At 68.9% G+C, this 12,508-nt stretch carries 11 protein-coding genes; 6 read left to right on the top strand and 5 right to left on the bottom strand.

The genetic code is table 11. The features are described 5' to 3' along the window. The first annotated feature begins 495 nt into the window (after positions 1-495). Positions 496-852: a P27 family phage terminase small subunit gene (locus ACFWUY_RS21655; protein ID WP_384111013.1), complete on the top strand. Its 357-nt coding sequence runs from the start codon at positions 496-498 to the stop codon at positions 850-852. Positions 853-1,994: 1,142 nt separating this feature from the next. Here the strand turns inward: ACFWUY_RS21655 and ACFWUY_RS21650 are convergent. Continuing rightward, positions 1,995-3,335: a tetratricopeptide repeat protein gene (locus ACFWUY_RS21650; RefSeq protein WP_384111010.1), complete on the bottom strand. Its 1,341-nt coding sequence runs from the start codon at positions 3,333-3,335 to the stop codon at positions 1,995-1,997. Positions 3,336-3,466: 131 nt separating this feature from the next. Here ACFWUY_RS21650 and ACFWUY_RS21645 point away from each other — a divergent pair, with 131 nt between their 5' ends. From ACFWUY_RS21645 to ACFWUY_RS21635, 3 genes are read left to right on the top strand one after another with little or no spacing between them, the layout of a single operon-like run. Next, on the top strand, positions 3,467-3,718 hold the full coding sequence (locus ACFWUY_RS21645; RefSeq protein ID WP_384111008.1) for a hypothetical protein: 252 nt from the start codon (positions 3,467-3,469) through the stop codon (positions 3,716-3,718). Beyond that, positions 3,715-3,891, top strand: a complete 177-nt coding sequence (locus tag ACFWUY_RS21640; RefSeq protein ID WP_384111005.1) for a hypothetical protein — start codon at positions 3,715-3,717, stop codon at positions 3,889-3,891. Before ACFWUY_RS21645 ends, ACFWUY_RS21640 begins: the two co-directional genes overlap by 4 nt. After that, positions 3,888-4,331 (top strand): hypothetical protein, encoded by a 444-nt coding sequence (locus tag ACFWUY_RS21635; protein WP_384111002.1) that lies wholly within the window; start codon positions 3,888-3,890, stop codon positions 4,329-4,331. The genes ACFWUY_RS21640 and ACFWUY_RS21635 overlap by 4 nt, the downstream gene beginning before the upstream one ends. Positions 4,332-4,868: 537 nt before the next feature. On the opposite strand, the gene ACFWUY_RS21630 is transcribed toward ACFWUY_RS21635, so the two are convergent. Both ACFWUY_RS21630 and ssd read right to left on the bottom strand, forming a co-directional pair. Then, positions 4,869-6,209: a TadA family conjugal transfer-associated ATPase gene (locus ACFWUY_RS21630; protein ID WP_384110999.1), complete on the bottom strand. Its 1,341-nt coding sequence runs from the start codon at positions 6,207-6,209 to the stop codon at positions 4,869-4,871. Beyond that, the gene (ssd, locus tag ACFWUY_RS21625) at positions 6,206-7,351 is read right to left on the bottom strand and encodes a septum site-determining protein Ssd (RefSeq protein ID WP_384110996.1); all 1,146 of its coding nucleotides are present in this window, start codon (positions 7,349-7,351) and stop codon (positions 6,206-6,208) included. The genes ACFWUY_RS21630 and ssd overlap by 4 nt, the downstream gene beginning before the upstream one ends. A 451-nt stretch (positions 7,352-7,802) precedes the next feature. Here ssd and ACFWUY_RS21620 point away from each other — a divergent pair, with 451 nt between their 5' ends. After that, positions 7,803-8,669 (top strand): HAD family hydrolase, encoded by an 867-nt coding sequence (locus ACFWUY_RS21620; RefSeq protein ID WP_384110990.1) that lies wholly within the window; start codon positions 7,803-7,805, stop codon positions 8,667-8,669. Between the two features lie 314 nt (positions 8,670-8,983). On the opposite strand, the gene ACFWUY_RS21615 is transcribed toward ACFWUY_RS21620, so the two are convergent. Continuing rightward, complete coding sequence (locus tag ACFWUY_RS21615; RefSeq protein WP_384110987.1) at positions 8,984-9,802, bottom strand: oxidoreductase; 819 nt, start codon at positions 9,800-9,802, stop codon at positions 8,984-8,986. A 102-nt stretch (positions 9,803-9,904) separates the two neighbouring features. Here ACFWUY_RS21615 and ACFWUY_RS21610 point away from each other — a divergent pair, with 102 nt between their 5' ends. Then, positions 9,905-10,894, top strand: a complete 990-nt coding sequence (locus tag ACFWUY_RS21610) for an ATP-binding protein (protein WP_384110984.1) — start codon at positions 9,905-9,907, stop codon at positions 10,892-10,894. 186 nt (positions 10,895-11,080) lie between these two features. Here the strand turns inward: ACFWUY_RS21610 and ACFWUY_RS21605 are convergent, their stop codons facing one another. Then, on the bottom strand, positions 11,081-12,373 hold the full coding sequence (locus tag ACFWUY_RS21605; RefSeq protein ID WP_384110981.1) for a hypothetical protein: 1,293 nt from the start codon (positions 12,371-12,373) through the stop codon (positions 11,081-11,083). Positions 12,374-12,508 lie beyond the last annotated feature (135 nt).

Below are 12,508 nucleotides of genomic sequence, written 5' to 3'. Positions count from 1 at the left end.
CTGGCGCGAGGGCATCAGACCGAGCCCGTGCCAGCCGCTACCAGCGCCAAGCAGCGCAACAACCGTGAAGATCACGATCTACGGCTGGAGTACTAGGCACCATTGCTGACGCCCTCCCCGAGCTAGCTGAGCAGCGATACGAGGAGTGGCAGGAAGCCCTAGCGGCCTCTCGGATGGAGATGCGCCGGGCAAGCACCCTGGGCAGCTACAGCCACTAGGCATTCGTTTTGTGGGGTCGGGCACTCGTCTGCTCGGCCCCGCTTGCTGTCCGGCTGCTGCATTCCTCGTGCTGCGATTCTCTGAGTTCGGCTCGAATTTCACGGAAGGTGACGGCCGGCTGAGTCACGGACAGTGGCATAGGGGGTGCGGGGGTACCCCGAAATGACGACCTTCCGGACCGCAAGCGTATAGCACCCGAGATTCTCCGTCCGGAGCACCAGAACCAGTTAACCCGCTGTGAGCAGCGCAGATACCGAATCCCCGGAAGGGGGCACGATGAGTAACCAGAAGATCAGCGCGAAATTCCGCCGAGCCGTGGTCGAGGAATTCGACCTAGAGGCGTACGAGGTGACCACCCTTGACCGGGCCTGCGCTGTGCTCGATCAGATCGAGGGACTAGAGCGGGACGTGAAGGATCGCGGCGTAATCGTCCGTGGAATCCGGGGCGGTCTCTACCCGAATCCGTCGCTAAAGGAACTGCGCGCGGCCGAGGCGTCTTTCCTCTCGCTGGTGCGTTCCCTCGGTCTGAGCGATGCCGACAGCGGGACGGGTAAGGGTTCGGCGTCTGCTGCTGCCCGCGCCATGAATCGGGCTCGTTGGGGGGTGCGTTCTCTTGGCTCGGCGTCGGCGTAATGACGTACCGATTGATAGCGGCCCGTCCGCTGTAGAGGTTGAGCTAGCGCGCCGCTATGTCGCCGCCAGCCACTCCCTACCGGTACAGGATTTCAGCTGCCCGCTTGCTGACGGCGAGATTGAAGCCGAGGTGCAGGAATGGGCCGGGCGAATTCATCACATGTCCACGCTGTTCTGAAACGACCACCCCTAAACGTTAAGGGGTGCTCAGGGGGAAAGATGAAGAAGGTAAAGACTCTCAGCGTCCGTCACACGGAAAGTTCCCGCGCGAACCTCGCTGTCATACAGCAGCTATCCGGTTGTGAGACAGCGAGCGAGGCTGTCATGCAGGCGCTCGACTTGTACGCCGCTTACCTGAAACTCCCTCCCGGCGCTGTCATGCAGGCGACTGGTCACACGCGCCGCACGGAGGTTACGAGTGTTTGAGTCCCCGGAATGCATACGGCTCGGTTGCGTGAATCCGCGCCAACTCCGCAGCGGTAGGCAGTCATTCAAGCCGTGGTGCAGCACTCAGTGCCGCAAGTGGCATCGGGCCTTTACCGCATTCAGCGAGGGCGGGGCGGCGTATGGGCGGAATGCCGAGACGGACGCTGCGCTGTTTTCCGAAGTCGTCGCGGGTCTGGATGACACCCGGAATTTGTGCCTGCTCGACGAGCTGTTCGACGTGTACGGCCGAGCGTGACGCCGATGGAACCGACCCGCGTAGTCCTCGGTCCGAACGGTTGGGAGCCGTCCGACGAACCGGCACCGCCCGGCAAGGTGGCGTGGCGCTTCCCTCGCTCGCGCGCTGTCCGGCAACCGGCCCCGGCCCGACTCATGCCCGGCCGTCCAGCACGCCGCGAGGGACGGCCCCGGAACTGCGGCAGTCGATGACCACACCTCAACGTTTAGGTGTGCTTAGCCCCCGATGACTGGCCCCGCTGTGGGTTGGTCGTCGGGGGCTTTTGGCGTACTTGGTGGGCACCTTCGAAAGAAAGGGGGGAAGTCTGGCCGGCTGCGGGTGCTTGGGTACCCCTCGCCCAGTGATCCCAAGGGTTTTCGCACCCCTTCGAATCTCAGGCCGCAGTGTCGAGGGTGGCCCGCATCGTCGAGTACGTCGGCGTACTCAGGCAGCCCGCACCATTTCTGACGACCCGTCAGTTTTAGTGGGGGAGCAAGTTTGAAGGGGTCACCATTCGGGCCCGATCAGACAAGTCACGGGCCGTGTGGTTCTTCAGGTAGGGGCGAATTCGGCTGTGCATTGCGGCTAGGTTCCGATCACACTGCCCGGACTGCACGAGGGGGTATATCTCCAAGACTCGCCCCCACGTCTCGCACGCTGCCTCCAAGTGACCGACCTCTAGTTGCCGTTCGGCCAGCATGGACAAATAGCGGATACTCGTCCGCCGGAACGTGCTGGGGCGCAACCGGTCTGATTCCTTGAGTGATTCGATGGAACCTGCCACGTCTCCCAGTTGGTAGCGCACTTGGCCTACGTGATATGCCAGCGAGGAAGGGTTGTAGGACCCGAAAGTCTTCGACTGTGATTCGGCCTTTTCCATGGCTGTCTCGGCTTCCCGGATGCGCTGTAGGGCCATGCGCTTGTTTCCCTCTTGCGCGGCTGCGTGCGCCTGCTGTCCGGCGAGGAAAGCGCGCATTCGGGGACCGGCCTGCGGGGAAGCGGCGGCGGCAGCGTCGGCGAGGCGCAATGCTTCGGACCCGTGCCCGAGGTCTACCGCCTGAACGCTCATTCCCCGGAGAGTGGTGCAGAACGTTAGGTGATCCTCGGATGCCCCGGCGAGTTCAAGCGCTTTGAGGTAGTAGCGCTGAGCCATTCCGTGCACGCCCTCATCCACGGCCATATACCCCGTGAGATATGAGAGGTCCGATGCGGCGGCCATCATCGCTTTGCGGACATCGTCCGGGGCGTCAGCGCGCAGATAGGGAGCCACGGTGTTGACCACATAGGCAGCGGCCATCGGTCGGGCTGTCCGTCCGCCGAATTGGTCGTCAATGTCGGAGAGTCGTTCGGTCATGGCGATGACCGATTGAACGTCGGACATTCCGATTCGCTGAGTCTCGCCCCTTTGGGCGACTTCCATTCGGCCGACAACGTCCGGCCAGTTGGGCACGGTGAGGGCGACAGAGAACAGACCTACTCCGAGCACGCTCCGGCGCGATGGGTCCATGTCTGCCCTCCCCAGGTCTAGCAGTCCTTCCACGGTACTGGGGAGGGCGCTGGACTCTTCGGCGGGAGGGGTCGGGAATCCCGCTTCGCTGTGCGTGATGGGGCGTCCGAGTTTCCGTGCCAGAGCTTCCAAGATCAGCGGGCGGACGGCCTCTTTCGGCATGTGCCCGTTGAGCCACTGGTGCACCGAGGGTTCCCGGTATTTGAGGGGCGTTCCCCGCTCAGTGCCCAGCTTGTTGACCTCTTGGGCGAACTGGCGCAGCGTCCAGCCGGTTTCCCGGTGCAGTCGGGCAAGTGTCTCGTTGGGGCTGGCCACCGGTCATCAACTCCCCGCGTCTTCAAGCCGCTTAAAGCTCTTAAGTCCTCGCGCTGTCGCAACGGTACCTCTCCCCTGTGGTTACGCGGTTGCCTTCTGTGAGCAGCCGAACGAGCACGAGAGGTGCAGCCATGAGCAGCCCTGAGAGCGCACGTGAGCACCCCCGGAACTGGGAGGCGGGGGAAACGGCGCTGGACGTCTCCACGGGCCGCGTAGGCCGCGTCATGGGCCACGTGGGACCGCGCTACCAACTCCGTCCGCTGAACGGTGGCCGGGAGTGGGAGGCCGACGCGGAGAGCCTGGAAGCCGCCTACCAGTCGGACGCCCTCAGCGCCGCAGTGGTCACCGCCAACACGAGCCAGCGGATAAGGGAGCGGATGTGAGACGGGCCCCCAGCTTCACCCCGGAACAGCGCGCGGAGATCGACGCCGGATTGGTGGAGATCCTCGCGGAGCGGGAGGCCCGGCAGTGGGAGGTGGCCATAAGGCGTGCTGCTCCCGTCCTCGTTCGGCGCGCTGCGGAACAGCTCATCCACTACAAGGAGGCACAGCCATGACGGCTACCGCGAACGACCTCAAGACCGGCCGCGCGCTGGTCAGCTCGGACCTGTTCGACAGCATCGCTGACTTCACCGTGACCCACTTCGGCTACGACCGCGACAAGGCGGAGCGGGCCACGGATCAGGCGCTCGCGTTCCTCGCCACGGTCGGCACGGCCACGGTGAAGATGGTCCCGAGCGACGACGTGGACGGTGCGCTGCACTCGTTCATCCTGCACACCGCCGACTACCGCGATTTCAGCGAGAAGTACGCGGGCCGGTTCCTGGAGCACAACCCGCGCCCCGGTGGTGGCGGTCGGGTCCTGGAGGAGGTGCAGGCGACGGCGCACGCGATCAAGGCCAACGGGTTCATGGTGCTGGACGCGCTGTGGACCGTGAACGGCGAGAACGCGGCGCAGTGCGACTCTGACTGCGGACGCGACTACCGGGCCGCCTGACGGCCGGCTGACCCGTACTGGTGAGGGTGGGGCCGGTTCTCAACTACGGGAGCCGGTCCCGCTGTTGGAAGGTGAAGCATGATTTTCGATGGCCCGTACAGCCCGCCGGACGGTGCGCTGCAACTCCTCAATCCTGGCCCCGCCGAACTGGTTCTCAACCGGCGCGGGTCGTCCGTGTGGAAGGTCAAGACAGAGGCCGGACCGTACGCGGTGAAAGTCGGCTACCCCAGTCGGACGCACGCATGGACCGCGCTTGCCCCTGCCCGTGAGGCCGCCGTTCTACGTCAGCTCACCCATGAGCGGATCTTCAGCGGGGAGTGGGAACACGGCACGTGGGGCGCTCAGCCGTGGCGACGTGGCGACAGCCTGTATGACCGGTGGGCATCCTGTCGGGACGAGGGGGCCGAGCCGCACATCGGAGAGGCGCTGTCGTGCGCTGTGGCCCTGTCGGGGCTGCACGGAATGGGGTGGGTGCACGGGGATGTGCAGCCCGCGCATTTCCTCCTGGGTGAGGTGGGCGGCGCATTCCTGATCGATCTAGCGCTGTCCAGCGGAGGACGGATTCCCCGCGCGTATGACTTCCCGTACCGGGGCTGTCTCGTCCACTACGAAGCGCCGGAAGTCTCGGCCAGCGTGTTGGAGTCGGGAGCGGCGACGCCAACGCAGGAATCCGACGTGTACGCGCTGGGAGCGGCACTGTTCATCAGCGCGACGGGATGGCGGCACGTGGCCTACCCGGACGACGCTTCCCGAGAGGAGCAGCGGCGAGCCATCGTGGCGGGCCCTCACCGCCCCGTGGACGTGCCCGGAGTGCTCGGGGGTCTCATTCCCCACATGCTCAGCCGTTCGCCCGCAGACCGGCCTACCAGCGACGAGGTCTGCGAGAGGCTGCGTGCTGCCCTGTAGGGCTGAGCCTGGCCCCGCCTGTGCGCTTCCCCCATGGCGCATGGGCGGGGTTTCCCCGTGTGCGCTGCCCGGTTCTATGTATGGTTTAGCCAGGCACTCACCTTCGTGGCCCGTGTTGAGGGCGGCGAGCAGGTCGACGGCCTCGCCTCCTCGCACCTCGCCGACCACCAGCCGGTCGGGCCGCATCCGCAGCGCCTGACGGACCAGGTCCCGCAGGGTCACCAGACCGGCGCCCTCCTGGTTCGCGGGCCGTGCCTCGAGCCGCACCACATGCGGGTGGTCGGGCCGCAGCTCCGCCGAGTCCTCGGCGAGGACGATCCGCTCCCGCTCCCCCACCAGACCGAGCAGGGAGGCGAGCAGCGTGGTCTTTCCTGTACCGGTGCCGCCACTGACCAGGTACGACACCCGGGCGTCGATCAGGGCGCGCAGGATCGGGGCGCCACCTGGCGGCACCGTTCCCGCCGCCGCCAGCTCCTCCAGGGTGAAGGCGCGGGGCCGCACCACCCGCAGGGACAGGCAGGTCGAGCCGACCGCCACCGGTGGCAGCACGGCGTGCATCCGGGTGCCGTCGGGCAGCCGCGCGTCCACCCAGGGCCTGGCGTCGTCGAGCCTGCGCCCGGCCACCGCCGCGAGCCGTTGGGCGAGCCTGCGCACGGCCGCCGCGTCCGGGAAGGACACCGGGGCCCGCTCCAGGCCGGCGCCCCGGTCCACCCACACCCGGTCGGGCGCCGAGACCAGGACGTCGGTGACGGCGGGGTCGGCGAGCAGCGGTTCGAGCGGGCCCGTGCCGATCAGTTCACACCTCAACTCCTCCGCCGCGCCGAGCACTTCCGCGTCACCGAGCAGCCGTCCCTGGGCGCGCAGCGCCGCCGCGACCCGCGCCGGGGTGGGGTCGGACCCGCTGGCCGCGAGGCGCTGCCGCACGGCGTCGAGCAGTCCCGCGCCGCCCGCCGCGCTTCCCGCTCCGGTCATGCCGCACCACCGGGACCGAGGGCGCACGCCCAGAAGGCGTCGCAGAACCGTCCGAGCGGTCCACGGGGCTCGGCACCCGGCGGTACGCCCGCGTCCTGGTCGGTCACGATCCCCGGGTCGTAAGGGAGTTCACCGGCCAGCGGCAGCCGCAGCGCGTCGGCGACCCAGCACTCGTCGAGCCCCGCCGCGTACGGCCCGCGGACCACGGCCCGCAGGTCGAGCACGCCCGCGGAGAGGGTCGAGGCCACCCGGTGGGCCGCCGCGACGGCCCTCAACTCGCCGGGTACGACGATCAGTCCGAGATCGAGCTGCGCCAGGGCCTCGGTGGCCGCCGCGTCGGTTCCGCGCGGCAGGTCGACCACCACGACCCCGCCACGGCGGCGGGCGGCGGCGAGCACGGACCGGACGGCCTCGGGAGGGACCGGCGCCGCGGGCTCCCTGCCCCAGCTGAGCACCCGGACCCCCCGCACGGACGGCAGGGACTCCTCGAGGGCTCCGCCGGCCAGACGGCCCTTCGACGCGGCGAAGTCGGGCCAGCGTCTGCCCTGCTCGCTCTCGCCGCCGAGCAACACGTCGAGTCCCCCGCCGAGCGGGTCGCCGTCGACGAGCAGGGTGCGCCGCCCGGTCCGCGCGGCGGCGAGCGCGAGGCCGCAGGCCAGGGTGGAGGCGCCGGCTCCCCCTCGGCCGCCGACCACGCCGACGGTCAGCGCCTGTCGGCCCACGCCCTCGGCCGCGTCGGCGATGCGGTCGACGAGGAGGCCTTCGGCGTCCGGCAGCCGCAGCACGCACTCCGCGCCGATCTCGACGGCCAGCCGCCACACCTCCGGGTCGTCCCGGTCACGGTTGACGAGGAGGGTCCCCGGGCGGCGCGCCGCTCCCCGGCAGCGGGCCGCCGCGTCGGCGCCGACCAGGACGAGCGGTGGGTCGGTCCAGCTCGCCTGCCGCTCCGGCACCCGGTGGTGCGCCTCGGGCTCGACTCCGGCCGCGGCGCACAGCCGCAGGAGGTCGTCGAGCAGACCGAGGTCCTCCGTGATGATCAGCGGCCCCGTGCGGCGCGGTTCGTCGGCACCGGGCACCGCCGCCCCGCTCGGCGGCGAAGTCCGCGCCGCCCTCCCGGCCCTTGAAGTCCTGGATGCCTCCATGACGTCCACCCCTCTCGTGATTCCTGCCGTTCGCGAACTCCGCGACAGGAATCACCGTGGGGCCGGGCCGAGAATCCTGGAGATCTCGCCGAAAAACTGTGGATATCCGAAGCCCTGTGAATATCTTCGTCACTCCTCCCGGGGACTGCCCGGAACGCAGCCCGCCGGTTACCGTGGGTGACGAATCGAGAGTCCGGCAGGACATCGGCCGCGTCGCGGTCGGCGGCCGGAAGGAAGGGAGCGGACGATGTCACACAGCACCGAAACGGCTCCGGACATGCGACGACCCCCGCCGGGGGGGAGAGCGGGGGTCGTCTTTCCGGCCGACTCGGGGGGGGAGGAGCCGGACCGGGTTAGCACGGTCGCGAACGATCCGTGACTTCCATGGTGTACCCGAGAGCCTTCTCAGGCAAACCCACGCGCCCCAGCGTACGCCGAATGGCGGGCACCTATGCTCAGGCTTGTGGAAAACCACTCCTTGCCGCGCACAGCCGCCTTCTTTGACCTGGACAAGACGGTCATTGCGAAGTCCTCGACGCTGACCTTCAGCAAGTCCTTCTACCGGGGCGGGCTGATCAGCCGCCGCGCCGCCCTGCGGACGGCCTACATCCAGTTCGTCTTCCTGGCGGGCGGGGCCGATCACGACCAGATGGAGCGGATGCGCGAATATCTTTCCGCGCTCTGCAAAGGCTGGAACGTCGCCCAGGTGAAGGAGCTCGTCGCCGAGACCCTTCACGACCTGATCGACCCGATCATCTACGACGAGGCGGCCTCCCTCATCGAGGAGCACCACGCCGCCGGCCGTGACGTCGTGATCGTCTCGACCTCCGGCGCCGAGGTCGTCGAGCCGATCGGCGAGATGCTCGGGGCCGACCGGGTCGTCGCCACCCGCATGGTGGTGGGCGAGGACGGCTGCTTCACCGGTGAGGTGGAGTACTACGCCTACGGGCCGACGAAGGCCGAGGCGGTCCGGGAGCTGGCGGAGTCGGAGGGCTACGACCTCTCGCGCTGCTACGCCTACAGCGATTCGGCGACCGACATCCCCATGCTGGAGGCCGTCGGCCACCCGTACGCGGTCAACCCCGACCGGTCGCTGCGCCGCGAGGCCGTCGCCCGGGAATGGCCGATTCTCGCCTTCGAGAAGCCGGTACGGCTGAAGCAGCGGCTGCCCGAGTTCCGGATGCCGCCACGGCCCACGCTCGTCGCAGCGGCGGCCGTCGGTGCGGCAGCCCTCGGCGCCGGACTCGTCTGGTACGCCTCTCGTCGCCGACAGGCCGCTCTCCCCCATCGACCCGCCGATGACTTTGCCCGGATTTGAGCAATGAGCAGAGAAGTGGAGCCAGCACTTTCGCTTCCTCGCCGACAGGAGTAGAAAGGAATCAGGCCCGCGAGACCGAGGACATCCGAGAGGATCACCTGTTGAGCATGAAGGCCCCACGGACCTAGCACCGAAACCGGGCACCCACGCGACGTCGACCCGTCGATTACGGGCCAGCCGCACCAGGCCACGGGCAAAGTTCCCGGCCTGATGGGCATATATCGAGGACGCTTGGTAACTGGGTGGACGTGCCAGCGGCGGTACCAGAACTGGTACCGCCGCAACCCTTTCCCGGGCTTCTTCCCGGCCCCTTTTCAGGCCGCGCCGCGCTGAAGCGCCTCGCAGACGGCCGTCGACTCACGGACGCCCAGCTCGACCGAGCGCCCGCAGTGCGCGATCCAGCCGCCCACGCCCTCCGGGGTCCCCGACAGGTACCCCTCGAACGCGGCGAGGTACGCGGCCCGCCCCTGCTCCGCGTGGCCGACCTCCGCCGGACAGATCGCCTTGGGGTCGAGACCACTGCCGACCAGCACGATCCGCTCCGCCGCCCGCGCGACCAGGCCGTTGTACGAGGTGAACGGGCGCAGCGCGAGCAGCTCGCCGTGCACGACGGCGGCCGTCACGAGCGCCGGGGCCTCGCCGCCCGCGACGATCAGCTCCGCGAGGCCGTCGAGCCGCCCGGCGACCTCGGCGGGAGACGGCGGCGGGGTCGTGATCAGCGGTTCGTCGACGGCCTCACCGTCCAGCCGGGGCCGGCCCACCGACTCGCCGGACTCGCCCGCGGCGACCAGGTGCAGGCGGGCGAGCACCCGCAGCGGCGACTGGCGCCAGATGGAGAGCAGCTGCCCGGCCTCCGCGCCGAGCCTCAGGGCGGCTCCCACCGTGCGGGCCTCCGGGTCGGCGCCGAAGTCGGTGCGTCGGCGGACCTCTTCCAGGGCCCAGTCGGCACCGGACAGGGCGGCCGAGCCCCGGGCCCCGCGCAGGGCCGCCTCGGACGAGATCTCATTGCTGCGGCGGCGCATCACGCGGTGGCCGTAGACCCGGTCGACGGCCTTGCGTACGGAGTCCACCGCGTCGGCGACGCCCGGCAGGGATCCGAGGGCGGCCAAGGGGTCAGAGGCGTGCGTACTCATAGGTAGGGAGGCTACGCGCCCGGCGGCCCCGCCCCACGATGGAGTGGTCTTCTTCACGCTCTTTGACCACCTAACGCGTTCATGCCACTACCCTAGGTGAACATGAAGATCGCTTTCGTAGGGAAGGGCGGCAGCGGCAAGACCACGCTGTCCTCGCTCTTCATCCGCCACCTCGCCGCCAACGAAGCCCCGGTCGTAGCCGTCGACGCCGACATCAACCAGCACCTCGGCGCCGCGCTCGGCCTGTCCGACGCGGAGGCCGCCGCGCTGCCCGCGATGGGGGCGCACCTGCCCCTCATCAAGGAGTACCTGCGGGGCACCAACCCGCGGATCGTCTCCGCCGACACGATGATCAAGACGACGCCGCCCGGGGAGGGTTCGCGACTGCTGCGGGTCCGCGAGGAGAACCCGGTGTACGAGGCCTGTGCCCGGCCGGTCCCGCTCGACGACGGCGAGATCCGCCTGATGGCGACGGGCCCCTTCACGGAGTCGGACCTCGGGGTCTCCTGCTACCACTCGAAGGTCGGCGCGGTGGAGCTGTGCCTCAACCACCTGGTCGACGGCGCCGACGAGTACGTGGTCGTCGACATGACGGCGGGATCGGACTCCTTCGCCTCCGGCCTCTTCACCCGCTTCGACATGACGTTCCTGGTCGCCGAGCCGACCCGCAAGGGCGTCTCGGTCTACCGCCAGTACAAGGAGTACGCCAGGGACTTCGGCGTCGCGCTCAAGGTCGTCGGCAACAAGGTGCAGGGCGAGGACGACCTCGACTTCCTGCGTGCGGAGGTCGGTGACGACCTGCTCGTGACCGTGGGCCACTCGGACTGGGTCCGCGCCATGGAGAAGGGCCGCCCGCCCCGCTTCGAGCTCCTGGAGGCGGAGAACCGGATGTCGCTCCAGGCCCTCCAGGACGCGGCGGACGACTCGTACGCCCACCGTGACTGGGAGCGCTACACGCGCCAGATGGTCCACTTCCACCTGCGCAACGCGGAGAGCTGGGGCAACGCCAGGACCGGGGCCGACCTGGCGGCGCAGGTCGACCCCGGGTTCGTGCTCGGTGACCCGATGGCCGCCGCACCCGGCCTCGGCTGACAGCACCGCCGTCCACGACGGACGGAGTCCGTCGCAGCGCCCCGAAGCCCGAGAGGCGCCCCGGCGCCGAGCGGCGCGAGGGGAACAGAGGAAGAAGAGGACCGGGGCCGACCTGGCGGCGCAGGTCGACCCCGGGTTCGTGCTGTCCGAAAGGCTCAGTGCCGTTCAGCCCGCTTGACGAAAGACTCAGTGCCGTTCAGCCGGCTCGACGCCGGCCGCCGGGGCCGCCGGTCGGGGGGCGAGGAAGTCCGCCCAGCCGGCCGGCGGGGCCTCGCCGACCTTCAGGGTGCGCATCTTCGCGATGACGTCGGGGTCCTGGGCGTCGAGCCAGTCGGCGAGCTGGCGGAAGGACACGCACTTGACGTCCTTCTGCACGCAGACCGTGGCGATGGTCTCCTCGATGGCCCGCATGTACGTGCCGCCGTTCCAGGACTCGAAGTGGTTGCCGATGATCAGCGGCGCCCGGTTGCCCCGGTAGGAGCGCTCGAAGGCCTGCACCAGGCCGTCGCGCATCTGGTCGCCCCAGTAGCGGTGCTGCGACGGGTCGCCCTGGGTGGTGCCGGGGGACTGGTTGACCAGGAAGTTGTAGTCCATGGCCAGCGTCTGGAAGGCGCGGCCCGGAACGGGCACGAGGGGCATCGACAGGTCCCAGAGGCCCATGTCCTTCTTGGGCCAGATCTGGTCGTTGACGCCGCTCGTGTCGTAGCGGAAGCCCATCTGCGCCGCCGCCTGGACGAAGTTCTTCCGGCCTTCGAGACAGGGGGTTCGGGCGCCGACGAGTTCCTTCTCGTAGTCGAAGGGCAGCGGCTGCTCCGCGCGCAGCCCCGCGTTGGTCTTCCAGTTCTTGACGAAGGACTTGGCCTGGTTGATCTCGCTCTTCCACTCCTCGACCGACCAGGTGCCGACACCGCCCTCCTTCCCGCAGAAGTGCCCGTTGAAGTGGGTGCCGATCTCGTTGCCCTCCAGCCAGGCGCCGCGCAGTTCGCGGACGGTGGCACGGATGCCCTCGGTGTCGTTGAAGCCGATGTCGGAGCGCCCGGGGCTGTGCTGCGGCGGCTCGTAGAGATTCCGCTTCTCCTCGGGCAGCAGGTACACGCCGCTGAGGAAGTACGTCATGGTGGCGTCGTACTTCTTGCCCACGGAGCGGAAGTGGGAGAAGAGCTTCTGACTGTCCTCGCCGGCGCCGTCCCAGGAGAAGACGACGAACTGCGGCGGGGTCTCGCCGGGCTTGAGGCGCTGCCAGACCGGCTGGTGGGGCTGGGCACCGGTGAAGGCGGTGGAACCGTCGCCGATCAGGCGAACGGTGTTCGGTGGGGCCGCGGCCGGTGCCTCCTTGGCACCCGCACCGCCCTGCGTTCCCTTCGTGGCGGTGTCGTCGGAGCCCGAGCAGCCGGCGAGGCCGGTGGTCAGGGCGACGGCGAGGGCACCGGCGGCGAGCGCCTTCCTCTGGGCAGTGGTCCTTCTCCCGGCGGCTGTCATCCGCCCACCTCTCCTCGGTTCGGTACGGGCGGCGTCAACGTCGCACCACGACGACCGGAGAGATGAAACGACAAGCGGCAATCCGTTCACCTATCACCGGAACCGGTGAATCGTTGCCCTGTTTGCCCCGAAAAT

The organism is Streptomyces sp. NPDC058664, assembly GCF_042716635.1.
Taxonomy (GTDB): domain Bacteria; phylum Actinomycetota; class Actinomycetes; order Streptomycetales; family Streptomycetaceae; genus Streptomyces.
This window is presented reverse-complemented; position numbering and strand designations above follow the sequence as displayed.